Origin of the sequence: Ottowia oryzae (genome assembly GCF_003008535.1) — a bacterium.
GTDB classification, from domain to species: Bacteria; Pseudomonadota; Gammaproteobacteria; order Burkholderiales; family Burkholderiaceae_C; genus Ottowia; species Ottowia oryzae.
In genome coordinates this window covers 646,631-670,290 of the sequence record NZ_CP027666.1, presented here as the reverse complement: position 1 = coordinate 670,290, position 23,660 = coordinate 646,631, and the positions used below count along the sequence as shown (strand labels likewise).

The following is a 23,660-nucleotide window of genomic DNA, read 5'->3' as shown; positions in this document are numbered from 1 at the left end:
GATGCTTTTGTAAAGTTGCGGCCCCGGTGCGGGCGCCAGCCATGTGCGCCGCGGCGCGTCAGCCGCAGCAGCCGGGCCCGCCGGCCAGGTTGTCGAGGATGGGGCAATCCGGCCGGTCGTCGCCCTGGCAGCTTTGCACCAGTTTTTGTAGCGTCCGGCGCATGTCCTGCATGGCCTGGATGCGGTTTTCAAGCTCAATCAGGTGCTGCTGCGCCACGCGCTTGACCTCGCTGCTGGCGCGCGCCTGGTCGTGCCACAGGCCGACCAGGTTGCCAATTTCGGCCATCGAAAAGCCCAAGTCGCGCGCCCGCTTGATGAAGCGCAGCGTGTGGATGTCCGCCGCGCTGTACTGGCGGTAGCCGCTGTCGGTGCGCGCCACCGCGCCCAGCAGGCCCAGCGACTCGTAGTTCCGCACCATCTTGGCCGACACGCCCGAAGCCCGCGCCGCGTCGCCAATGTTGACCGGCCCTTGCGTTGCGCTGGGCAGCGGCGCGCCGGCCCCGGCGGCCTGGGCCTGGGTGGCGGCAGGCCGGCGCCCGCCGGTGGCCGTGGCGGTCATGCGGCGACGGTGTAGCCTTCTTCGCGGATGGCGGCGGCCAGCGCCTCGCGCGGCTGGGTCGAATCGACCTGCACCAGGTTCTGGGCGCGGTCGATCTTCACTTGCGCTGCTTGGTCGGTTTGCTTGATGGCGCGCGTGACGGCCGCTTCGCAGTGGCCGCAGGTCATGCCGGTGACGGTGAATTGCTGTTGCATGGTGTGCTCCTTTTGGGGTTTGATGGCCAGAGTTTGAACCTTGACATGATGGGAATGTCAAGCGCCGCTGTTTTATCTGACCGGAGACCGTGCTGCGGCCAGTGGAAAAAATCAAAAATGATAGCTGCCAGCGCTGTACCTACCAGCGCTAGAAGGCATTTTGATGCCGATCATTTCAGAGCTTGACCTTCCCATCATGTCAAGCCTGACACTAGCGCCATGAACACAACGAGTTTGACCGCCAACGACACCGCCGCTGCCCACACGCTGGACCTGGGCGTGGGCGGCATGACCTGCGCCTCTTGCGTGGGGCGCGTGGAAAAGGCGCTGAAGAAAGTCCCCGGCGTGGACGATGCGGCGGTGAACCTGGCCACCGAATCGGCGCGCGTCACCTGGCACGGCAGCGACGACCTGGCCCCGCAGCTGCGCCGCGCGGTGCGCGACGCGGGTTACGAGCCCCGCGCCGCCGATGCGGCGATGGACGCGGCGGACGCATCGCCCTGGGCGGGCTTCATGCCCATCGCGCTGGGCCTGCTGCTGTGCGCGCCCATGGTCCTGCCCATGCTGCTGATGCCCCTGGGCGTGCACTGGATGCCGCCCGCCTGGGTGCAGTTTGCGCTGGCCACGCCGGTGCAGATCTTCCTGGGCGCGCGTTTTTACAAGGCGGCGTGGGGCGCGCTGAAATCGGGCAGCGGCAACATGGAACTGCTGGTGGCCATTGGCACCAGCGCGGCGTGGCTGCTGTCGGTATGGCAGTGGCTGTTCTCGGGCCATGGCGAGCACGCACACCTGTACTTTGAAAGCTCGGCCATGGTGATCACCCTGGTGCGGTTGGGCAAATGGCTGGAAGAGCGCGCCAAGCGCCAGACCACCGCCGCCATCCGCGCGCTGCACGCGCTGCGGCCCGAAGTGGCGCACCTGATCGACTGGGACGGGCAGGAAAAAGACATCCCCGTGGACGAGCTGCGCGTGGGCGACCGCGTGGCGGTGCGCCCGGGCGAGCGCATCCCTGCCGACGGCACCGTGACCGAAGGCAGCACGCAGGTGGACGAATCCATGCTGACGGGCGAGCCGCTGCCGGTGGCCAAGACCTTGGGCGAAGCGCTGACCGGCGGCGCCATCAACGGCGACGGCCGCGTGCTGCTGCAGGTCACGGCGGCGGGCAGCGACAGCGTGCTGGCGCACATCATCCGGCTGGTGCAAGACGCGCAGGCCGTGAAGGCGCCCGTGCAGCGCCTGGTGGACAAAGTCAGCGCCGTGTTCGTGCCTGTGGTGCTGGGCGTCGCGCTGCTGACGTTCATCGGCTGGTGGCTGGCCGGGCTGGGCGCCGAAACCGCGTTGATCCGCGCCGTGGCGGTGCTGGTGATCGCCTGCCCCTGCGCGCTGGGGCTGGCCACGCCCACCGCCATCATGGCGGGTACCGGCGTGGCGGCGAAGTTCGGCATCTTGATCAAGGACGCCGAGGCGCTGGAGATCGCCCACCGCGTGGACACCGTCGCCTTCGACAAGACCGGCACCCTCACCGAGGGCAAGCCCCGCCTGCTGGCGCTGGTGCCCGCGCCCGGTGTGGACGCGGCCGCCGCGCTGCGCACCGCCGCCAGCCTGCAAGGCGGCAGCGAACACCCGCTGGCGCGCGCCGTGGTGCAGGCCGCGGCCGATGGCGGCGCGGCGGTGCTGCCCGCCGAAACCGGCGCACAGGCTGGCCCAGCCCAGCGCGCCGAGCCCATCGCCCCGCCCCCCGCGCAAGACGTGCGCGCCGTGCCCGGCCAAGGCACCGAGGGCACGGTGGAAGGCCACGGCGTGCTGATCGGCAGCCTGCGTTGGCTGCGCGACCTGGGCGCTGATTTAAAGCCGTTTGAGGCTGCAGCGCATGCGCAGCAAGCGCAGGGCGCTACAGTTTCGATACTGGCCGTGCGCAACCCGGACGGCGCCGCGCCCCAGCCGCTGGCGCTGCTCGCCTTCGGCGACGAACCCAAGCCCGGCGCCGCCCAGGCCCTGGCCGAGCTGCGCCAGCGCGGCGTGCGCACGGTGATGATCTCCGGCGACAACCAAGGCGCCGCCGACGCCATGGCCCGCCGCCTGGGCCTGAACCCGGACGCCGGCGACGTGCTGGCGGACGTGCTTCCGGGCGATAAGGCGGCGGCGATCCGTCAGTTGAAAGGCGCGGGCGAACTGGAGGCCTCGGCGCCCGGTGCTTCGGGGGTCAGCGAACCGCGCGAAACGGGAGAGCGTGGGGGCGATCGCCTGGGCGAAGGGCCGTTCCCGAGACCAGGTGCGGCCCCCTTGGGGGGCAGCGAACCGCGCGCAGCGGGGGAGCGTGGGGGCGATCGCCTGGGCGAAGGGCCGTTCCCGAGACCAGGCGCGGCCCCCTCGGGGGGCAGCGGACCACGCGCAGCGGGGGAGCGTGGGGGCATTGTTCACACCGTCGCCATGGTCGGCGACGGCGTCAACGATGCCCCTGCCCTGGCCGCCGCCGACGTGGGCATGGCCATGGGCAGCGGCACCGACGTGGCCATGCACGCGGCCGGCATCACGCTGATGCGCGGCGACGTGGCCCTGGTGCCCGCCGCGCTGGACATCTCGACGCGCACCGTCGCCAAGATCCGCCAGAACCTGTTCTGGGCCTTTATCTACAACGTGTGCGGCATTCCGCTGGCCGCGTTCGGCTACCTCAGCCCCGTGGTGGCCGGCGCGGCGATGGCGCTGTCGTCGGTCAGCGTGATGAGCAATGCGCTGTTGCTCAAGCGGTGGAAGCCGGGTGGCGGGGCGCGCAAATAGCCGGATGGGGCCTGGGCGCCGTGCGTGGCTGGCTCAGGGCTGAACGCGCGGCGCGTCGGCTGTGGCGGGCGAGAAGCGCTTGGCCAGCCGGCGGCCGAAATCCATCGAAGGTTTTTCGATGAAACGGTAGCTCAGGTAGGCCAGCACAAAGATGACCACCAGGGATACCAGGGTCATGGCGTATTTATTTTCCACGCGGGTGGAAATGTACGCAATCACGCTGAAATGCACCAGGTAGATTGAATACGACGTGTCTGAAAGAAAACGCACCACCGGGCCATGGAAAGTGCGTTTCAGATTGACGAATGCCCAGAATACGCCGCCCAGTGCCAGGCCGGTAATAAAAATCGGGTTAGGGAAGTAACTGGCCCACTTCCTGAACGTGATCAAGATCAGAACCGAGGCAATCACCACCGGAATCATCGGCAGGCGGGGCCGGTAGAAATAAATGACACTGCCCATCAGGAAGAAAGGCAGCTGGCCGATGAGGTTGTTGGTCAGGAAGAAGTAGCTGTAAACCGGATCTTGCTTCGACATGGCCTCGGTCAGCGGGTGGTGCATCCAGCCGCCGGCCGTCCACCAGGTGGACACGACGATAGAGATCAGGAAATACGGCAGGATATATTTCCGGTTGGTCATCGCGAGAATGATGGCCAGGATGTACCAACCCCATTCGACACTGAGCGTCCACGACGGATTGATGAACGTGTAGCGCAGGTACGCTTCTGGAATGAAATGCTGCAGCAGCACCAAATTGCCGTAGAAATACGGATCGGTCAACGCAGCGCCCACCAGTTTGCCGCTGATCAACCCGAAAAGGATGTACCAGAACAGGTAAGCCGGGAAAATGCGGAAAACGCGGTGCGTGAAATATTCCTTGGCGGTATATTTGTACGCGCTTTGAATGATCAGGTAGCCGCTGATGACAAAAAACAGCTGCACCCCCACCCAGCCGCCTTCCTGCCCAAACCAACCGAGGTTGATGATTGGCTGCAGGTGACTCATCACCACCAGCATCGCCGCGCTGCCGCGCAGCAAGTCGATGTTCTTGGTGTTGTGGACGGGGCGGGATTCGGGGTTGTTCATGCGCTGCGCCGGATGCAGGCGCGGTTGTGAATCACTTCAGGCGCCCGGGAATGTGACGGAATCGAGGCATTCTACGAGCGCGGTGCAAAGAGCGCGCCCTTTCGCACGGTGCGGCTCCGCCGTATCGCGACGGCATCGCGCGCCCTGGGGCGCACCAGGTGCGGGCGCGCCGGTTAACCCGAGTTGCGCCCCTGCACGCGCTGTGGCACCCTGCTGAAGGCGCGCGCCTGCGTCCCCAGTGTGTGGGGCCATTGCATGGGTAGCCTGGTCTCGCCGAGGCGCGCACGTTTATACTACCCATCAGTATCCAAGCGAGGCTTGCATGCCGCATTCGCCCGAGGAAAAAAAGCGCGCCATCACGCGCCTGCGCCGCATTCGCGGTCAGGCTGAGGCGCTGGAAACCGCCATCGACACAGGCGCCAGTTGTTCGCAGGTGCTGCAGCAGCTGGCTGCGGTGCGTGGCGCCGTCAATGGCCTGATGGCCGAGGTGCTGGAAGGCCATCTGCGCGAGAGCTTTGGGCCGACCGCGCCGCCGGGCGATGCGGACGAGGCCATCGACGAGGTGGCCGCGTTGGTGCGGTCATACCTCAGGTAGCGCCCGTCCAGCCTGCGCTAGCAGCTATATTTTTAGGAGTTTTTGTCAATGAAATCGCGCGCCGCCGTGGCCTTCAAGGCCGGTGAACCCCTGCAGATCGTCGAGATCGACGTGGCCCCGCCCAAGGCGGGCGAGGTGCTGGTGAAGATCACCCACACCGGGGTGTGCCACACCGACGCCTTCACACTGAGCGGCGACGACCCGGAGGGCCTGTTCCCCGCCGTGCTGGGCCATGAAGGCGCGGGCATCGTGGTGGAAGTGGGCGAAGGCGTGACCAGCGTGAAGCCGGGCGACCACGTCATTCCGCTGTACACCGCCGAATGCGGCGAATGCCTGTTCTGCAAAAGCGGCAAGACCAATCTGTGCGTGGCCGTGCGCGCCACACAGGGCAAGGGCGTCATGCCCGACGGCACCACGCGCTTCAGCTACAACGGTGAGCCGATCTACCACTACATGGGCTGCAGCACGTTCAGCGAATACACCGTCGTGGCCGAGGTGTCGCTGGCCAAGGTGAACCCCGACGCCAACCCCGAGCAGGTGTGCCTGCTGGGCTGCGGCGTGACCACCGGCCTGGGCGCCGTGTGGAACACCGCCAAGGTACAGCCGGGCGACAGCGTGGCCGTGTTCGGCCTGGGCGGTATCGGTCTGGCGGTGATCCAGGGCGCGCAGCTGGCCAAGGCGGGGCGCATCATCGCCATAGACACCAACCCGGGCAAGTTCGACCTGGCCAAGACCTTTGGCGCCACCGACTGCGTGAACCCGAAGGACTTCGACAAGCCCATCCAGCAAGTCATCGTCGAGATGACCGGCTGGGGCGTGGACCACAGCTTCGAGTGCATTGGCAACGTCAACGTGATGCGCGCCGCGCTGGAATGCGCGCACCGCGGCTGGGGCCAGAGCGTGGTGATTGGCGTAGCCGGCGCGGGGCAAGAGATCAGCACCCGCCCCTTCCAGCTGGTGACGGGCCGCAAGTGGATGGGCACGGCCTTCGGCGGCGTGAAAGGCCGCAGCCAGCTGCCGGGCATGGTCGAAGACGCCATGGCCGGCAAGATCCAGCTGGAGCCGTTTGTCACGCACACCATGCCGCTGGCGGACATCAACGAAGCGTTTGATTTGATGCACGAGGGCAAGTCGATTCGCTCTGTCGTCCACTACGCCTGAAAGCGTGCCCGTGGCGACCCTGGATCACCCGTTTTTCGGTCATTGCAGCACCGCCGGTTTCACCACCGAAGAGGTGTGCTGGGAGAAAGAAATCGCTGTGAACGGCAGCGGGGTGGACGTGGCGCTCTGGGCGCCTCCGGACGCGCCCATGCGCAACGGGCTGGACAAGGGCGAGCTGGACCAGATGGCCGACGCCGTGCAGCACCTGACCACGCTGGACGAGCAGGCCCGCCGCCACCTGCTTGACTATCTGGACGACGACGACGCCTTCATCCGCCACCACCTGGAAGAGGCCGACGCCTTCCCGCGCGTGGCCGAGCTCTTTCCCAGCGGCAGCACCACGCCGCCCGACTTTGCCCAAGCCCTGCAATTGGTCCAGGTGGGCCTTTGGCTGGGGCACCCCGATCCGATCGTGATGGACTACATGATCGACCCCGACCACAGCGACCAGGTGCTGGCCGTCAAGCTGGGCGCCGATGGCTCGCTTGCCAGCATCGACTGGGAAAGCTGAGCCACGGCCAGCCACCCCAACCCGCACACCGCCCAGAGAAACCGCCATGCAACGCACTGAACACCACGCCAGCTTTGGCGGCCGCCAAGAGGTTTGGCAGCACACCAGCACCACGCTGGGCTGCGACATGAAGTTTGGCCTGTACCTGCCCCCCGCCGCGCTGGCGGGCGAGGCCTGCCCGCTGCTGTACTGGCTGTCGGGCCTGACGTGCACCGAGCAGAACTTCATCACCAAAGCCGGCGCGCAGCAGGTGGCGGCCGAGCTGGGGCTGATCCTGATCGCGCCGGACACCAGCCCGCGCGGCGACAACGTGCCCAACGACCCGGCCTACGACCTGGGCCAGGGCGCGGGCTTTTACCTCAACGCCACGCAAGCGCCCTGGGCCAAGAACTACCGCATGGAAGACTATGTGGTGGATGAGCTGCCCACCGCGCTGGCGGCGCTGCTGGCCCAGCAGGGCGTGAAGACCACCGGGCGCCAGGGCATCTTCGGCCATTCGATGGGCGGGCACGGCGCGCTGACGCTGGCGCTGCGCCACCCGGGGCGGTACCAAAGCCTGTCGGCCTTTGCGCCCATCGTGGCGCCGCGCCTGGTGCCCTGGGGGCAAAAGGTGTTCACCGCCTACCTGGGTGACGACCCGGCCGCGTGGGCAGCGCACGACGCGGTGTCGCTGATCGCCACCGCGCAGGACCGCCTGCCGATTTTGGTGGACCAGGGCACGGATGACGAATTCCTGAAGCAACTGCAGCCCGAGCTGCTGCAGGCCGAGTGCGACCAGGTGGGCCACCCTCTGACCCTGCGTATGCAGCCGGGCTACGACCACAGCTACTACTTCATCGCCAGCTTCATGGGTGACCACCTACGGCACCACGCCACGGCGTTGCGGGGCTGACCGGCTGGGCGGCGCGGCGCCCAGCCCGCCCTGCCGCGCCACACCGTGCCGTCACTGCAAGCCTTCGTCGCCACCTGCGTGGCCGGCATGGGCTGGGCCATGCAACCGCAGACGCTGATCCAGGCCGAACTGCAAGCCGGCACGCTGGTGGAACTGGTGCCTCACACCCCGCTGGACGTGCCCCTGCACTGGCAGCAGGCCCGCGCCGGATCGGCCTTGTTGGATGGGTTGACGCGGTGCGTGACGGAGGCGGCGCGGGGGGTGTTGGTGGGGTGATGGAGATGCCCGCGAAGTTGGCGAATAGGCGTGATTGTTGACCGTGGTGCGGCTTTCGCAGAGGGCAGCATTCGGCTAGGAGCGGACAGCTGACAATGGCTGGTTCGAAATCAGGTGGGGCTTACCCTCGCGGCCACAGTTCAAGCGCCCGAGAAAGCAGGTCGCGGCCGCGCCGCTCAATCGCTTCTTCGCCCCACGTTTCAGCGCTCCGCAACTGGAGGTTGATCGGCAGCAAGCTATTCGCCTCAATGGCGGCTCGTTTGGTTGCCCAGTCACCATTCGAGATCGAGCTGTTCAGGCCGCCTGTGATCAAAGTGAGGTTGCCGAACGTCTGGACGATAGCGCTTCGAGCGCGTGTCGCAAGTGCCCGGGGGTCACTTTCCGGTACAGACCATGTGTTGTCGACGCCCTTGCTTCCATCCGGTAGCGGCCAGTGAGCGACCCAAGCCTGCGGCATCAGATGCTCTACCGTAAGTTGCCCACTTACTTTTAACTGTTCGGTCTTGGAATTTCTATAGGTTTCGCTGAGCTTGGTCAGGATGTAGACGATCCTGGCGTTGTTGAGCGTCGAGTATGCGTGTCCCGTCATCCAGGCCTCCGCGAATCGGTCGTCACTCGGCCACGCATCGGTAGCGCCATGGAGGCCGGCCAAGTGCGAACGAACAACCGCAGCGGTCGCCCCGTCTCGGCGAATCGCCCGCGTAAGGCCCATAAAGACACGGTTGTACGCCTTGGTATCCGACACGCAGACCGTACGACGAAGGAGGTAGCTCTCGAGCACGCGAGCAGCCTGGCGCATTTCATCGTCGCTAGCCCCGAGATCAAGCATGGCCAGGAGAGGTGGGAAGACGGTACTTACGTCGAACGTCTCCAGAAAGTAGGCGAGCGGCCCGAGCGCATCGGCATCACTGCGAACGACAAGGCGTCTGAAGTCCTTGCCTTGCTTTGCTAGCGCCGCGAGCTCCGCCTCGACCGTCTTATAGGGGGCACTGCGTTCGACCCAATACTTGTATTCGACGAACAGGTGCTTAATTGGGATGTCTCTGGCCTGCTTGCTCGCAAGGAAGTGCTGAATGAAGAGGTCACTGCGCGGACGCACTAGGCGCCCCTGTACGACCTCCTTGCGCCAGAAGGGCTCATCGAAGGCCGCCCAGTACTTCTTGTACAGCGCCTCTTGCTCCTCGTTTTGACGAGCAGCCCGGAGGAAGATGAAGTTCCGTAGAAGATCAGCCGGCAGAAGGGGCTCGCCACGGGCGTTGAGCGTCTCGAAGATGACCTGCGCGTCGTCGTCGCGGTCAAGGTCGATAGCCACCACCTTCAGCGCCGTCTTGAGGGCTTCGAAGCACTCCTCAAGACGATCTGCCAGCGGCTTGTCGGCCGCCAGCGGGGGCTCGGACGGTGTTCCCTTGAAGAACTCAGCAAGACTGTCGTAGAAGAAGAAATAGGCCTCCACCATTCGAGGGCGCGGCTCGAACTTTCGCGAATGCTTGCGTCGCGTCAGCGGATGGAGTTTCTCCAGTGCATCTCGTGATCCCGCGTCGATGACGTCAATGAACTGCTGTCGGTCGCTCAGGGTTGGCCAAACCTTGTACTTCTCCACCTCCGGTTCTGCCATCCGGCCGGTGTTCAACGTGTACTTCTCGCACTCGTCGGCGAAGTCGCCCAGACCTTCAAGCCGACAAAAGTCGCGAAACGACGCGAGGAAGATCTGGAGAGTTGTGAGACGCTGTTGACCGTCGATCACGCTGCGTCGTTCGACGCGGCCGGTCTGCGTTTGCCGCTGGTCGAGCACCATAGCACCGAGGAAGTGAACCGGTGCGTCGGTTCGATCCTCAATGAACTCCACGAACTTGCGAGAGATATCCTCCCACAGTGGCGCCCACTGGTGCTCCTGCTTCCAGACGTACTGCCGCTGGAACATCGGCACCTCGAGCCGCATCTTCTTCTCAAAGATGTCCAGCAGTGCAATCGCATTCGCGTCCATGGTTCCTCCCGGCGTTAACGTGAAAACCGCGTAGCTTATCGGATGCCATCCGCTGGCGGAACGAGGTTCTCAGGGGGTGCTGCGCGTCCTTCCGATGCAGGAGCGCTACGCCCTGATCCTTCTTCGCGGGTAGTCGAGTTGTGTTCGGAACAACTCGAGTCGAGCACGCGATGAGTTGAACAGCTCGCCCTAGGTCGCTGGGCCGAACTGGATGTTCTTCTCGTGATTCTTGATGGACGAAGCCGTATGGCTTGCCCGCATGGCCTCACCCGCTGTGGCAGGAGCCAAGCCTTCTGCGTGCGAGCGCCAGCTTTCGGGACACGTGATTGGGCGAGCGGGTGTCTTCTTTGGGTCGGGAGCGTTCTCAACGTACAGCGTACTGCGTTGGCCTATCTATATGCACGAGTGCAGCCCGATGCTCGGCGGCGATCAGCAACGCGCTACGCTGATGAAGAAAACACCCTCTAGCGCCCGCCCATAGTGCGCCAGCAGCTATCAATTCCATTCCAACCCGCGCGGCAGCGACCACTTCCGCTGCGTTCTTCCCCCGCCCTTCAATCCAGCGTCGGATAATCCGTATACCCACGCGCCCCGCCGCCGTACATCGTGGCCTTGTCCACGTCCTGGAAGGGGCCGCCGCGGCGGATGCGTTCGGTGAGGTCGGGCATGCTGATGAAGGCTTTGCCGAAGGCGACCAGGTCGGCGCGGCCGCTGGCGATGGCGTCTTCGGCCAGCAGCGGGTCGTAGCCGTTGTTGACCATCCAGGCGCCGTGGCCGCCGGCGTCGCGGTAGGCGGCTTTCAGGCGGGCGTAGTCGAAGGGGCGGCCTGCCACTTCGCGCGGGCCGCCGGTGGCGCCTTCGATGACGTGCACGTAGGCCAGGCCCAGCGGGGCGAGGTGCTTGGCCACGTAATCGAACAGGGGCTGCGGGTCGGCGTCGACGATGTCGTTGGCGGGGGTGACGGGCGACAGGCGGATGCCCACGCGCTCGGGGCCCACGGCGTCGGCCACGGCGCGGGTGACTTCCAGCAGCAGGCGCGCGCGGTTGGCGATGCTGCCGCCGTAGTCGTCGGTGCGGTGGTTGGCGCCGGTTTTGAGGAATTGGTCCAGCAGGTAGCCGTTGGCGCCGTGGATTTCCACGCCGTCGAACCCGGCCGATTGCACGGCGTTGCGGGCGGCCACGGCAAAGTCGTGGACGATGCCGGGGATTTCTTCGCGGTGCAGCGCGCGCGGCGCGCTGGTGGGCACAAAGGCGCCGTGGCCTTGCGCGTCGACCAGGTAGGTTTTGGCCTGGGCGGTGATGGCCGATGGCGCCACGGGCGCGGCGCCGCCGGGCTGCAGCAGGTGGTGCGAGATGCGGCCCACGTGCCACAGCTGGCAGAAGATGTGGCCGCCCTCGGCGTGCACGGCGTGGGTGACGTGCTTCCAGCCGTCGAGCTGCTCGGTGCCGTACAGGCCGGGCACGTCGGCATAGCCCTGGCCTTGCGGGCTGATGGCGGTGGCTTCGCTGATGATGAGCCCGGCGCCGTCCAATGGGCTGGCGCGCTGGGCGTAGTACTCGGCGGCCAGCGCGGTGGGGATGGCATTGGGCGAACGGTTGCGCGTCAGCGGCGCCATGACGACGCGGTTGGGCAGTTCCAGCGCGCCCAGGCGCAGGGGGGAAAACAGGGTGGCAGTGGTCACGGGACGGTCTTTCGATGCGGCTGCGCAGCCGCCTTGTTGAGACGGGCTGCCATTGTGCGACCAAGCGCGTGCCGGTGGCGGCGCGGGCCTTTGCAGGCGCCCGACGGGCGGGGCCGCGCCCGTCCGCTGCGGTGAAGCGGGCGGGGCGCGCCCCGGCGTCGAAGTGGCGCGGCGGCGAGCGGCTGAGGCATGCCACGCCAAGTGGGCCTTGTCATCTGCTTGACCCGCTCTGGCGGCTTGCCGCCCCACAATGGGTGCGATGCCACCCCCGCCCGCGCCAACCCCGCCGCCGCGCCCTGCCCCGCCGCGCGCCGGGGGCGACACGGGCGGCGAGGTGGCTTTGGCCCCGCTGCTGTGGCTGGCGCTGGCGTTGTCGATGGGCGCGGCGGTGTCGCTGGGCGTGACGCGCTTTGCCTACGGGCTGCTGCTGCCGGTGATGCGCGAAGACCTGGGCTGGTCGTACACGCTGGCGGGCGCCATGAACACCGCCAACGCGCTGGGTTACCTGTTGGGCGCGCTGGTTACCCCGCGGCTGATTCGGCGCTGGGGCGCTTCGCACGTGTTGCTGGCGGGGGCGGTGCTGGCCAGTGCTTTTATGGCGGCGTTGGGCTTTTTCACGGCGCCATGGCCGCTGATGGCGCAGCGCACGCTGGCGGGCGCGGCCAGTGCGCTGGTGTTCGTGGCCGGGGGCTTGATGGCGGCGCGGCTGGGGGCGCGGGCGCCGCAGCACGCGGGGCTGCTGCTGGGGCTGTACTACGGCGGCACGGGCTGGGGCATCGTCGCGTCGGCGCTGGGCGTGCCTTGGCTGCTGGGCGTGGGTGCGGCGGGTGCGCACGCCTGGGCGTGGGCCTGGTGGGGGCTGGCGTTGCTGTGCGTGCTGGCCACGCTGGTGCTGGCGTGGCCTGCTCATTCACTACAAAAAGAAGAGCTGCTGGCGCAGGCTGCACCAGCGCCAGCGGCCAATTCTTTTCATAACCCCCTGCCCTGGCGCCGCATGGCCCTGGCGCTGGCGGGCTACACGCTGTTTGGCGTGGGCTACATCGGCTACATGACGTTCGTGATCGCCCTGCTGCGCGAGCAAGGCGTGCGCCCCGGCGCCATCACGCTGTTCTATGCGCTGCTGGGGCTGGCGGTGGTGGCTTCGGCGCGCATCTGGGCGGGCTTGCTCAACCGCGCCAAAGGCGGCGGTGCGCTGGCGCTGCTCAACGCGCTGCTGGGCGTGGCCACGGTGCTGCCCGCGCTGACGGGCGCCTGGCCGGTGGTGCTGGCGTCGGGCCTGCTGTTTGGCGCGGTGTTTTTGTCGGTGGTGGCGTCGACCACGGCGTTCGTGCGCCACAACCTGCCGCAGCCGCAGTGGGCGGCGGGCATCAGCGCCTTCACCATCGTGTTTGCGCTGGGGCAGATCGTGGGCCCCACGGTGGTGGGCTGGGTGGCCGACGGCGCGGGCGGGCTGGCCAACGGGCTGGTGTATTCGGCGGTGGCGCTGTGGGCCGGCGCCTTGCTGGCGTGGCGGCAAAAACCGCTGTGGCGGGCCGAACGGGCGGCGTGACATTTTGCGCGGCACCGCCGCTGGAACGCATACCAAGGTGGTACTACTGCGCAGTACGGGCTTTGGCATGGTGCGCGGGGACTAGGCGCTGGCGGGGGCCGCCGGAACAATCCGCGGTCGAAAGCGGGCCGGACGTCGGCCGCGCATGCTTTGCCGTGAGGAGCCTTCCCGATGCAGCCATTCGCCCCCTCTGCCCTTCGCCGTGCCCTGGCTGGCGCGGCCGCCGCCCTGTGCGTGGCGCCGGTGTTCGCGCAGCAGCCTGCCGCCGCTGCTGCTCCCGCTGCGCCCGCAGCGACTTCGGCGCCGGTCAACACGCTGGCCAAGTTGGCTTCCAGCAAGACCATCACGCTGGGCGTGCGCAAGGACGCGCAGCCCTTCTCGTACCCGGACGCCGCGGGCAAGCCGGCCGGCTTCAGCTGGAACCTGTGCCAGGCCGTGGTGCAGCAGATCGGCGACGAGCTGAAAGCGCCCATCGCCATCCGCTTTGAAACGGTGTCGCTGTCGGATTCGTTCGACATGCTCAAGGCCGGCAAGATCGACTTGCACTGCGGCATTACATCGAACACCGCGCCGCGCCAGGCTGAGGTGGATTTTTCCGACACCTTCTACGTCTCGCGCGTGGTGGCCGCCTACCGCGAAGGCGACGCCAAGTTCGCCTCGGCGCGCGAATTCGGCCGCACCGGCGTGCTGCGCGGCTCCACCGCGCAAGGGCTAATGGCCACCTACGCCAGCAAGAAGGCCGCCACGCTGATGCTGGGCCCGGTGCGCCCCGTGGCCAGCTATGCCGAAGGCGTGCAGCTGCTCAAGAGCAACGCCATCGACACGCTGGTGGCCGATGAAATGATGATCCCCAAAGGCGCGGGCGTGGCGGTGCGCCGCGAACAGCTGACGGTGGAGCCCTACGCGCTGGTGATGCGCAAGGGCGATGCCCAGCTGCAGGCCGCCGTGGACCGCGCCCTGCACAAGGTGCTGAGCGGTGCGCAAGGCAAGCAGCTGGCCACCAGCAACGGCATCGCGCTGGATTCGCTGACGCTGGACGCCTGGCGCAAGCCCAGCAAGCAACCCGCCCCGCCGGTGATGTAAGGGCTGCGCGGCGCCACGCTGCAGCGAAGACAAAAAAGGGCGAGGCCGCAGCATGTGCTGTGGCCTCGCCCTTTATGCTTTTCGGGCCTCTGGCGCCCGCCAGAGCAGCGATGGCAGCTATCAAAATGATGGCAAATGCAGCGCTGGGTGCACCGCGGGGTGCCGCGCTGGCGGGCGCGCGGCGGGCCGCGTCAGATCAGGCCTTCGGCCTTCATGGCGCGCTGCACGGCGGGGCGCGCGGCGATGCGTTCGCGGTAGGCGCTCAGGTTTTTCAGGCCCGACAGGTCGATGTGCATCGGCTTGGCCCAGTTGGTGACGGTGAACAGGTAGCCGTCTGCCACGGTGAAATCTTCGCCCATCAGGTAGGGCTTGCTGGCCAGCTCGCCGTCCACCCAGGTCAGGCGTTCCAGCAGCTTGTCGGTGGCCATCTTTTTCACCTCGGCGGGGTAGGCGGGGTTGAACAGCGGGCCGAAACCTTTGTGGATCTCGGTGCCGATGAAGTTCAGCCAGCTTTGCAACTGGTAGCGCGCCATGGTGCCGTTGGCGGGGGCCAGCTTCTTGTCGGGCGCCTGGTCGGCGATGTATTGCACGATGGCCGGGCCTTCGCGCAGGCCGGTGCCGTCGTCCACCACCAGGTAGGGCACGTAACCCAGCGGGTTGACCTTGCGGTAGTCCGAGCCGTCGGGCAGCACCTTGGTCTTGGTGGGCGCCAGGATGGCTTCGTAAGGCAGGCCGGTTTCTTCCAGCGCGATGTGGGGCGACAGCGAACAGGCGCCGGGGGAGTAATAAAGTTTCATGGTGCAAAGGCTCCGGGTCTTGGTGGAATGCGTCGGCCGGGCCCCGTGCGGCCAAGGCGCGCATGCCGTGGTACGCGGCGCCCCAAGGCCGCGCGGTCGGCACGGCAGCACGTCAGCGTACCAAATTGCGGTGTGCCGCGCGGCAGTGGGGCTGTGCGGGGGCGGGGGTCGGAGGCGGCTTGGGGCCGCGTTCAGGTGGGTGCGTCGGCGCGGGTGGCGGCTTCCAGGGCGGTCAGCCAGCGCATGGCGTGCTGGCCGCCGTCGTCGCGCGGGCCGCACATGGCGCGCTCGGGCCGCAGCTGGCCGCAGACGGCGGGGCGCTCCGGCAGGCCGAAGAGGCGGCAGCGCAAATCGGCGTCCAGCTGCACGCAGCGCACCCCCGCAGGCTTGCCCTGCGGCATGCCCGGAATGGCCGAGCTGATGGAGGGCGCGATGCAGCAGGCGCCGCAGCCTGTGCGGCAGGCCGACACTGCGTCATAGTGCGTGAGATCGACGATAGTTACCTTCACATCCCGCAGGATTTGCGATAAAAATATAGAAAAAAGTGCTCATGGGTGCGGGCGCGGCGCTGTCGGCTTGCGCTTCGGCGCTCGCTTGTCCTACGCGGCGCGCGCCTGGCGGACGACGCAAGCGCGTGCACGCGCCTGCGATAAACGAAGGGCACTTACTTATCAATTGCTGTCACTGAGGAAGGAAACCCGTATGTTGAAGTGGTCCATCATTTTCGCCCTGATCGCGCTGGTTGCCGGCGTGCTGGGCTTTACCGGCGTCGCGGCGGGCGCGGCGGGCATCGCCAAGATCCTGTTCGTGCTGTTCCTGGTGGTGGCGGTCGTCATGCTGGTGCTGGCCGTGATCGGCGGCAAGGCCATTGGCGACGCGATGAAGTGATCGGCACCGTGCCCGCCGCTTGCCGGCGGGCACGCGCTGGTCTGACGCGGCAGTGCGCCGCTGATCGGGCTTTCGCTCACTGGACTGGCGGTTGCGCACAGTCCTCGCCCAAGGGGCGCCGGCAAGGCGCCCTTTTTAACGTCTTTTCTACGCCTGGATGGGCGCGCGGCGAATGGCGCCGCCGCCCGCGTCAGGCGCTTGCCCATAGCTGCAACCCGGCCGCGTGGCGGCCGCTTTAATCTCGACCCATGACAAGTGGACACGCCAATTCAAGCCGGCTGGTGGTTCACGCGGCGCTGCTGGGCAACCTGGCCGTGGCGGTGGTGAAGTTCATCGCGGCGGCGGTGACGGGCAGCTCCGCCATGTTGAGCGAGGGCGTGCATTCGCTGGTGGATACCGGCAACGAGGTGCTGCTGCTGTTCGGCATGCGGCGCGCGGCGCGGCCGGCGGACGAATCGCACCCGTTCGGCTACGGGCGCGAGGTGTACTTCTGGTCGTTCATCGTCGCGCTGCTGGTGTTTGCGCTGGGCGCGGGCGTGTCGCTGTACGAGGGCGTGCAGCACATCCTGAAGCCGGAGCCCATCCAGCGGCCGATGGTCAACTACGTGGTGCTGCTGGCGGCGATGGCGTTTGAAGGCGCCTCGTGGTGGGTGGCTTGGCGCGAGTTCAAGCGCGTGCGCGGCGAGGTGGACACGCTGCAGGCGGTGCGCGACAGCAAGGACCCGACGACCTTCGTGGTGCTGTTTGAAGACAGCGCCGCGCTGGTGGGCCTGCTGATGGCGCTGGCGGGCGTGGCGGCCAGCCACCTGCTGGGCTTGCAGCAGGCGGACGGCGTGGCGTCGGTCCTGATCGGGCTGGTGCTGGCCGCCACGGCGTACTTTCTGGCGGTGGAAACCAAGGGCCTGCTGATGGGCGAGCCGGCCCTGCCGCGTGTGCGCCGCCTGATCATGGACGCGGCGCAAGGTGAGCCAGGCATTCGCGCCATCAACGGCGTCATCACCTCGCAGCAAGGCCCGCACACGGTGGTGGCGGGCATGAGCGTGGAGTTTGACGACGCGATGACGGCGGTGGAGATCGAGCGCTGCATCGAACGCATCGAGGCCAAGCTGTGGCAGACGGCGCCCGATGTGGTGTCGCTTTTCGTCAAGCCGCAAACGCCGCAGGCCTGGGCCGAGCGCCTGCGCCGCCGCCGCGAGCGGCGGGTGGAAGGCGCGGGGTAGCCGCGGGCTAGACGCGGATAGACGTGTCAGGCGTGCGTTGACGCGCACCCGCAAGGGCGCACGCGGCGCGATGGCCGCCGCGCCCGGCGCCGTCGCTCAGGGGTACAGGCCGCGCAGGTCGCGCGCTGTCAGGATGCGCGTGCAAGCCACGATGAAGGTGGCCGTGCGCAGGCTGACCTTGTGCTGCTGCGCGGTGTTCCACACGCCTTCGAAGGCGTCCTTCATGATCTTGACCAGGCGCTGGTTGATCTCGTCCTCGCTCCAGAAGAAGCTGGAGAAATCCTGCACCCATTCAAAGTAGCTCACCGTCACGCCGCCGGCGTTGGCGATCACGTCGGGCACGACCAGCACGCCTTTGTCCTGCAGGATGTCGTCGGCCTCGGGCGTGGTGGGGCCGTTGGCGCCTTCGATGACCATCTTGGCCTTGATCTTGGGCGCGTTGGCCTTGGTGATCTGGCCTTCCAGCGCGGCAGGAATCAGGATGTCGCACTTGTACGACCAGAAGTCGTTCAGGCTGAGCGGCTCGCCGCCCTTGAAGCCCGCCACGCCGCCCGTCTTGGCCACGTGCTCGAGCAGCTTGGGCACGTTCAGGCCCTTGTCGTTGGCCACGCCACCCGTGTGGTCCTGTACCGCCACGATCAGCGCGCCGGCTTCGGCGAACAGCTTGCCCGCGATGCCGCCCACGTTGCCGAAGCCCTGCACGGCCACGCGCGCGCCTTCGATCTGCAGGCCGATCTGCTTGGCCGCCTCCGCGCCCACGGTGAACACGCCGCGGCCCGTGGCCTCGCGCCGGCCCAGCGAGCCGCCCAGCGCGATGGGCTTGCCGGTGACCACGCCGGTGGCGGTGGCGCCTTCGTTCATGGAATAGGTGTCCATCATCCAGGCCATCACCTTTTCGTTGGTGTTGACGTCGGGCGCGGGGATGTCCTTGGTCGGGCCGATGATGATGCCGATCTCGGACGTGTAGCGGCGCGTGACGCGCTCCAGCTCGCCCTGGCTGAGCGTGCGCGGGTCCACGCGGATGCCGCCCTTGGCGCCGCCGTAGGGCACGTTCACGGCGGCGTTCTTCACCGACATCCAGGCTGACAGGGCCATCACCTCGGACAGCGTCACGTCCTGGTGAAAGCGCACGCCGCCCTTGCCCGGCCCGCGGCTGACGTTGTGCTGCACGCGGTAGCCTTCAAAGTGGGCGATGGTGCCGTTGTCCATCTCGATCGGCACGTCGACGATCAGCGCGCGCTTGGGCCGCTTGAGCGTTTCGACCCAGCGGCTGAGCGGGCCCAGGTAGGGCGTGACGCGGTCGACCTGCTGCAGGTAGATGCCCCAGGGGCCGAGGTGATTCGGGTCCAGGTACGAGGGCAGCGCGTGGGTGGGGATTGCGGACGGCGCGGACGCGGTTGAACCGGCTTTGGTCGCCTTGGAAGCGGTGGCCATGAGACGAATGCTCCTTGAGTTGGGACAAGGGCGGCCGCTTCAGCGATAGCCATCGGCCGCCGCCAGCCAGCATAGCAAAGCGGGCTCCAGCGGTCTACCTGCGGGCGCTGACTGCTATCTATTGAATAGCTGTTGGGCATTGTCGGCTCGCCGGCAGCGCGCCATGCCGCGCGCGGCGCCGGCCCGCTCAGATGGAAGGTCCGGACTGGCCGCGCGGATCGGGCAGCACTTTGTCCCACGCGGTGGGCTGGGTGCGGCGTGTGGGTATTTGTATGCCCAAATTGCCCTCTGGCGCAGGCGCACAGGGCGCTGGCAGCTATCTAAAGCGTAGCAAGCGGGCGTGTCGACCACGCACCCGCAGCCCGCCGCGCGGGCGCTGGCCAGCCGTCAGAGCACCACCCAGTCGGTCACGTACGAGCTGGGGCGACGAAAATTGTCGTTCAGCAGTGGGCTCAGCTTGAGGTCGAGCCCGAACGTGCGCCCCGGCAGCGGCTTGAGGAACCAGCGCTCATACAGCGCGGCCATTTCGCCGTCGCGGTAGATCTGGCGCATGGCGGCCAGCACGCCCTCGGCCAGTTCGGCGTCGTTGCGGGCGAACATGGGCGCCAGCGGTTCGATCGACAGCGGCTGGCCGGCCAGCACCAGCTTCTTGCCCGACTGGCGCGCCAGCGGCACCAGCTGGATGTTGTCCTGGATGACCGCGTCCACCTTGCCCTGCTCCAGCGCCTGCACGGCGGCGCGGGTGTTGTCGAACAGCGCCAGCTTCCAGCCGGCACGGCCATCGCGCTCGCGCATTTCCACCACCTGCTGGCCGGTGGTGCCCTTGACCGCCGCCAGCGTCTTGCCGCGCAGGTCGTTCAGCCCGCCGATGCCCTCGCCGTCACGCACCAGCACGCTGGCCCCGGCGTAGAAGTAGGTCAGGCCAAAGGCCGCCTGTTCGCGGCGCGCCTTGGTGTTGGTGGTGCCCGCGCATTCCAGATCGATGCGGCCGTCCTGCAGCGCGGGAATGCGCTCGGCCGAAGTGAGGGGCACGTAGCGCACCGCCAGCTTGGGCAGCTTCAGCTGCTGCTGCAGCAAGGCGGCCACGCGCTGGCAGACGTCGATGGCGTAGCCGATCACCCTGCCCTTTTCTTCATACGAGATCGGCGCGCTGTTGGCGCGGTAGCCGATGGTGAGGGTCTGGGTGGACTGGATGCGGTCCAGCACAGGACCGGCGTGAACGTTAAAGGCGAAAACGACGGTGCTGACCGGAAGGGCCAGCCAGCGCGAGAAACGGTACGGCATGAGATGTGAACAACCTGACAAATAAAGGTGCAAGGCAAAACTGACGCAAAAATTATGCCCAATGTATTAAGCGCCCCGTGCGTGGCAACGGGCGCAGGGCCCTATCGGAATCACTGCCAAGGGGGTTTCCAATTCTCCAGCAGAAAATGGGGGCGATTTTTATAATCGCCCCTTCCACCCTATTTTGATTGCCGCACCGCGGGCGTGATTGCGCGCGGAATCGGCTGCCCATGGCGACCATTTCTTATACCCACCCTCAACAGTTCGACGTGATCGTCGTCGGCGGCGGTCACGCCGGGACCGAGGCCGCCCTGGCCGCGGCACGCATGGGCGCGCAGACCTTGCTGCTGACCCACAACATCGAAACGCTGGGCCAGATGAGCTGCAACCCCAGCATCGGCGGCATCGGCAAGGGGCATTTGGTCAAAGAGGTAGACGCACTGGGCGGCGCCATGGCGCTGGCCACCGACGAGGGCGGCATCCAGTTCCGCATTTTGAACAGCAGCAAGGGCCCGGCGGTGCGCGCCACCCGTGCGCAGGCCGACCGCGTGCGCTACAAGGCGGCCATTCGCCGCTTGCTGGAAAACCAGCCCAACCTGTGGCTGTTCCAGCAGGCGGTGGACGATCTGATGCTGGAAGGCGACCGCGTGGTGGGCGCGGTCACGCAGGTGGGCATCGCTTTTCGGGGGCGCACCGTGGTGCTGACGGCCGGTACCTTCCTGGACGGGCGCATCCACGTGGGGCTGGACAACTACCAGGCCGGCCGCGCGGGCGACCCGCCGGCGGTCAGCCTGTCGGCCCGCCTGAAAGAGCTGAAGCTGCCGCAGGGCCGCCTGAAAACCGGCACCCCCCCGCGCTTGGACGGCCGCACCATCGACTTCAGCGCCTGCGAAGAGCAACCCGGCGACGGCGTGCCCGGCGGGCAGAACCCGCACATGCCGGTGTTCAGCTTCATGGGCCGCGCCGACATGCACCCCCGGCAAGTGCCGTGCTGGATCACGCACACCAACGCGCGCACGCACGAGATCATCCGCAGCGGCTTTGACCGCAGCCCCATGTTCACCGGCAAGATCGAGGGCGTGGGCCCGCGCTATTGCCCCAGCGTGGAAGACAAGATCAACCGCTTTGCCGACAAGGAAAGCCACCAGATCTTCCTCGAGCCGGAAGGCCTGGACACGCACGAGGTGTACCCCAACGGCATTTCCACCAGCCTGCCCTTTGATATTCAGCTGGCGCTGGTGCGCAGCATGCCGGGGCTGGAGAACGCGCACATCCTGCGGCCGGGCTACGCCATCGAATACGACTACTTCGACCCGCGCTCGCTCAAAAGCAGTTTCGAGACACGCCAGATCGGTGGCCTGTTCTTTGCCGGCCAAATCAACGGCACCACCGGCTACGAAGAAGCGGCGGCGCAGGGCCTGTTTGCCGGCATCAATGCCGCGCTGCAATGCCGCCAGTTCGACGGTCGCGCCGACGACTTTGGCGGCGCCTGGCTGCCCCGGCGTGACGAGGCCTACCTCGGCGTGCTGGTGGACGACCTCATCACCAAGGGCGTGACCGAGCCCTACCGCATGTTCACCAGCCGCGCCGAATACCGACTGCAACTGCGCGAAGACAACGCGGACATGCGCCTGACCGAAATGGGCCGGGCGCTGGGCCTGGTGGATGACGCGCGCTGGGATGCGTTCAGCCGCAAACGCGATGCTGTTTCACGTGAAACAGAGCGGCTGAAAGCCACCTGGGTCAACCCGCGCAACCTGCCCGTTGCCGAATCTGAGCGCGTGCTGGGCAAAGCCATCGAGCATGAACACAACCTGTTCGATCTGCTGCGCCGCCCCGAGGTGGGTTACGAAGCTTTGATGAGCCTGGACGGCGGCAAGCATCGGTCGCCCGACGTTTCACGTGAAACATTGGGCGAAGACCTGCTGGCGCCGGTGGTCGAGCAAGTCGAGATCGCCGCCAAGTACGCTGGCTACATCGACCGCCAGCGCGAGGAAGTGGGTCGCACCGCGTATTACGAAAGCCTGAAGCTGCCGCCTGAGCTGGACTACATGCAGATCACCGCGCTCTCGATCGAAGTGCGGCAAAAGCTGCAGCAGCACCGGCCAGACACGCTGGGCCAAGCCGGGCGCATCAGCGGTGTGACACCCGCCGCCATTTCGCTGCTGCTGATTCACCTGAAAAAGGGCGGCTTCAAGGGCTTTACTTCCCAGGCGCCCGCCTTGGCGACTGCGCCATGAGCGCGGAGCCCGAAGCACTGCGCGCGCGCCTGAGCGAAGGCGCCGCCGCCTTGGGTGTCACGCTGTCTGACGAGCAGCGCGGCCAGCTGCTCGACTACCTGGCGCTGCTGGGCAAGTGGAACAAGGTCTACAACCTGACGGCCGTGCGCGACCCGGCCGAGATGCTGACGCACCACCTGCTGGACAGCCTGAGCATCATTGCCCCGCTGCGCCGCCACACCCGCGGCCAGCCCACCCGCTTGCTGGACGTGGGCTCGGGCGGCGGGCTGCCTGGTGTGGTGATCGCCATCTGCTGCCCTGAGATTCAGGTGAGCTGCGTGGACGCGGTGGCCAAGAAGGCGGCCTTTGTGCAGCAAGTGGCCGTCGCGCTGCGGCTGCCCAACCTGCGCGGCTTGCATGCCCGGGTGGAAGCCGTGCAGGACAAATTTGACGTGATCACCTCGCGCGCGTTTGCCTCGTTGGCCGACTTCACCCAATGGTCCGCCCCGGCGCTGGCCGAAGGCGCGGTGTGGTTGGCCATGAAGGGCAAGCGCCCCGACGACGAGATTGCCGCACTGCCGCCAGGGGTGGAAGTGTTTCACGTGGAACAACTGCAGGTGCCGGGGCTGCGTGCTGAGCGGTGTCTGCTCTGGCTGCGCCCCAGGGCTTGAGCCAAGGGCGGCTGTCGTGTTGCGGCGGCTCGCTGGCGCCGTGCGCTCAACATTCGTGAATGCGACACTGGATGCGCTCTCGGCACGCCGCTGCGCGCGGGGCCGCAGTGGCTCCGTCCCTTAAACTCGCTGCATCGCCCAAGCGCCCACCATGCTCGCCATCACCGACTATCCCGCCTTTGTCATTGCCATTCTCGTGTTCCTGGCTATTCCAGGGCCGGGTAATCTGGCGATGATTTCCAGCACCGCGCAAGGCGGCATTCGTGGCGGGTTGGCGTCCACCTTTGGCATCATCGCGGGCGACCAGATTCTGCTGTGGTGTGCGGTGGCGGGCGTGGCCGCACTGCTCAAGGCCTACCCTGCCGCCTTTGCCACCGTGCAGTGGGTCGGCGCGGCGTATCTGGCCTGGATGGGCTACAAGCTCATCACCGTCATCACCGCCAAGCCGGGGCAAGGCGCGGTGCTGCAGCTCAAGCCCAGCCATTTTGCGCGGCAGTCGTTCTTCATCACCTTGCTGAACCCCAAGGCCATCGTTTTCTACATGGCCTTCTTCCCCCTGTTCATCGACCCGGCGCGCGCGCCCGGCCTGGGCACCTTCGCCGCCATGGCGCTGACCATCGCGGTGCTGACCTTCGCCTACGGGCTGGCGGCCACGCTGATATCGCACTTCATGGCCGAGCGCATCCGCGCCAACCCCCGCGTCTCGGGCGGTCTGCAAAAGCTGGCGGGCGTGGCCCTGATCTGCTTTGGGCTGCGTCTGGCGTTGACCAAGTAAGCCCTAGCGGCGCTTTCACAGT

Annotated in this window: 21 protein-coding genes and 1 pseudogene; 13 read left to right on the top strand and 9 right to left on the bottom strand. The window is 67.0% G+C overall.

What is annotated here, in order from left to right; genetic code table 11:
• Positions 1-58 precede the first annotated feature (58 nt).
• Together cueR and C6570_RS03160 are read right to left on the bottom strand one after the other, a co-directional pair.
• Positions 59-559: a Cu(I)-responsive transcriptional regulator gene (cueR, locus tag C6570_RS03165; protein ID WP_106701924.1), complete on the bottom strand. Its 501-nt coding sequence runs from the start codon at positions 557-559 to the stop codon at positions 59-61.
• On the bottom strand, positions 556-753 hold the full coding sequence (locus tag C6570_RS03160; RefSeq protein WP_106701923.1) for a heavy-metal-associated domain-containing protein: 198 nt from the start codon (positions 751-753) through the stop codon (positions 556-558). The genes cueR and C6570_RS03160 overlap by 4 nt, the downstream gene beginning before the upstream one ends.
• Before the next feature lie 219 nt (positions 754-972).
• Here C6570_RS03160 and C6570_RS03155 point away from each other — a divergent pair, with 219 nt between their 5' ends.
• A complete protein-coding gene (locus C6570_RS03155; protein WP_245896281.1) occupies positions 973-3,531 on the top strand; it encodes a heavy metal translocating P-type ATPase in 2,559 nt (852 codons plus the stop codon).
• 33 nt (positions 3,532-3,564) lie between these two features.
• Here C6570_RS03155 and C6570_RS03145 read toward each other — a convergent pair whose 3' ends face one another.
• Positions 3,565-4,617, bottom strand: coding sequence for an acyltransferase family protein (locus C6570_RS03145; RefSeq protein WP_106701922.1), 1,053 nt, complete (start codon positions 4,615-4,617; stop codon positions 3,565-3,567).
• A gap of 322 nt (positions 4,618-4,939) precedes the next feature.
• Here C6570_RS03145 and C6570_RS03140 point away from each other — a divergent pair, with 322 nt between their 5' ends.
• The 5 genes and pseudogenes from C6570_RS03140 to C6570_RS03120 all read left to right on the top strand — a co-directional run.
• A complete protein-coding gene (locus C6570_RS03140) occupies positions 4,940-5,212 on the top strand; it encodes a metal/formaldehyde-sensitive transcriptional repressor (protein WP_106701921.1) in 273 nt (90 codons plus the stop codon).
• A 48-nt stretch (positions 5,213-5,260) separates the two neighbouring features.
• Positions 5,261-6,373: an S-(hydroxymethyl)glutathione dehydrogenase/class III alcohol dehydrogenase gene (locus C6570_RS03135; protein ID WP_106701920.1), complete on the top strand. Its 1,113-nt coding sequence runs from the start codon at positions 5,261-5,263 to the stop codon at positions 6,371-6,373.
• Between the two features lie 4 nt (positions 6,374-6,377).
• Positions 6,378-6,884, top strand: coding sequence for a DUF2004 domain-containing protein (locus C6570_RS03130; RefSeq protein ID WP_106701919.1), 507 nt, complete (start codon positions 6,378-6,380; stop codon positions 6,882-6,884).
• Positions 6,885-6,930: 46 nt separating this feature from the next.
• A complete protein-coding gene (fghA, locus tag C6570_RS03125; RefSeq protein ID WP_106701918.1) occupies positions 6,931-7,776 on the top strand; it encodes an S-formylglutathione hydrolase in 846 nt (281 codons plus the stop codon).
• A gap of 24 nt (positions 7,777-7,800) precedes the next feature.
• Positions 7,801-8,052: pseudogene (locus C6570_RS03120) on the top strand (ArgP/LysG family DNA-binding transcriptional regulator); the annotation flags it as partial.
• Between the two features lie 121 nt (positions 8,053-8,173).
• Here the strand turns inward: C6570_RS03120 and C6570_RS03115 are convergent.
• Both C6570_RS03115 and C6570_RS03110 read right to left on the bottom strand, forming a co-directional pair.
• Positions 8,174-10,036 (bottom strand): DUF262 domain-containing protein, encoded by a 1,863-nt coding sequence (locus C6570_RS03115; RefSeq protein WP_106701916.1) that lies wholly within the window; start codon positions 10,034-10,036, stop codon positions 8,174-8,176.
• Positions 10,037-10,590: 554 nt separating this feature from the next.
• Entirely contained in the window at positions 10,591-11,652 is a 1,062-nt protein-coding gene (locus tag C6570_RS03110; protein WP_281260868.1) for an alkene reductase, read from the bottom strand.
• A gap of 325 nt (positions 11,653-11,977) precedes the next feature.
• On the opposite strand from C6570_RS03110, the gene C6570_RS03105 reads away from it, so the two are divergent.
• Together C6570_RS03105 and C6570_RS03100 are read left to right on the top strand one after the other, a co-directional pair.
• Entirely contained in the window at positions 11,978-13,267 is a 1,290-nt protein-coding gene (locus tag C6570_RS03105; RefSeq protein ID WP_106704486.1) for a YbfB/YjiJ family MFS transporter, read from the top strand.
• A gap of 171 nt (positions 13,268-13,438) precedes the next feature.
• A complete protein-coding gene (locus C6570_RS03100; RefSeq protein ID WP_106701914.1) occupies positions 13,439-14,350 on the top strand; it encodes a transporter substrate-binding domain-containing protein in 912 nt (303 codons plus the stop codon).
• A 191-nt stretch (positions 14,351-14,541) separates the two neighbouring features.
• Here the strand turns inward: C6570_RS03100 and gstA are convergent, their stop codons facing one another.
• Complete coding sequence (gstA, locus tag C6570_RS03095) at positions 14,542-15,147, bottom strand: glutathione transferase GstA (RefSeq protein WP_106701913.1); 606 nt, start codon at positions 15,145-15,147, stop codon at positions 14,542-14,544.
• A gap of 191 nt (positions 15,148-15,338) precedes the next feature.
• Complete coding sequence (locus C6570_RS03090; RefSeq protein ID WP_245896279.1) at positions 15,339-15,656, bottom strand: YkgJ family cysteine cluster protein; 318 nt, start codon at positions 15,654-15,656, stop codon at positions 15,339-15,341.
• Positions 15,657-15,849: 193 nt separating this feature from the next.
• Between C6570_RS03090 and C6570_RS03085 the strand changes: the two genes are divergently transcribed.
• A complete protein-coding gene (locus C6570_RS03085) occupies positions 15,850-16,035 on the top strand; it encodes a DUF1328 family protein (RefSeq protein ID WP_106701911.1) in 186 nt (61 codons plus the stop codon).
• A gap of 248 nt (positions 16,036-16,283) precedes the next feature.
• Positions 16,284-17,255, top strand: coding sequence for a cation diffusion facilitator family transporter (locus C6570_RS03080; RefSeq protein WP_106701910.1), 972 nt, complete (start codon positions 16,284-16,286; stop codon positions 17,253-17,255).
• A 96-nt stretch (positions 17,256-17,351) separates the two neighbouring features.
• Here C6570_RS03080 and C6570_RS03075 read toward each other — a convergent pair whose 3' ends face one another.
• Both C6570_RS03075 and C6570_RS03070 read right to left on the bottom strand, forming a co-directional pair.
• Entirely contained in the window at positions 17,352-18,689 is a 1,338-nt protein-coding gene (locus C6570_RS03075) for a Glu/Leu/Phe/Val family dehydrogenase (protein WP_106701909.1), read from the bottom strand.
• Between the two features lie 387 nt (positions 18,690-19,076).
• Positions 19,077-19,973 (bottom strand): amino acid ABC transporter substrate-binding protein, encoded by an 897-nt coding sequence (locus C6570_RS03070; RefSeq protein WP_106701908.1) that lies wholly within the window; start codon positions 19,971-19,973, stop codon positions 19,077-19,079.
• 230 nt (positions 19,974-20,203) lie between these two features.
• On the opposite strand from C6570_RS03070, the gene mnmG reads away from it, so the two are divergent.
• The 3 genes from mnmG to C6570_RS03055 all read left to right on the top strand — a co-directional run bounded on the left by mnmG (position 20,204) and on the right by C6570_RS03055 (position 23,638).
• Positions 20,204-22,213: a tRNA uridine-5-carboxymethylaminomethyl(34) synthesis enzyme MnmG gene (gene mnmG, locus C6570_RS03065; RefSeq protein ID WP_106701907.1), complete on the top strand. Its 2,010-nt coding sequence runs from the start codon at positions 20,204-20,206 to the stop codon at positions 22,211-22,213.
• On the top strand, positions 22,210-22,863 hold the full coding sequence (rsmG, locus tag C6570_RS03060; protein ID WP_106701906.1) for a 16S rRNA (guanine(527)-N(7))-methyltransferase RsmG: 654 nt from the start codon (positions 22,210-22,212) through the stop codon (positions 22,861-22,863). Before mnmG ends, rsmG begins: the two co-directional genes overlap by 4 nt.
• A 151-nt stretch (positions 22,864-23,014) precedes the next feature.
• Positions 23,015-23,638, top strand: a complete 624-nt coding sequence (locus C6570_RS03055; protein WP_106701905.1) for a LysE family transporter — start codon at positions 23,015-23,017, stop codon at positions 23,636-23,638.
• Positions 23,639-23,660 lie beyond the last annotated feature (22 nt).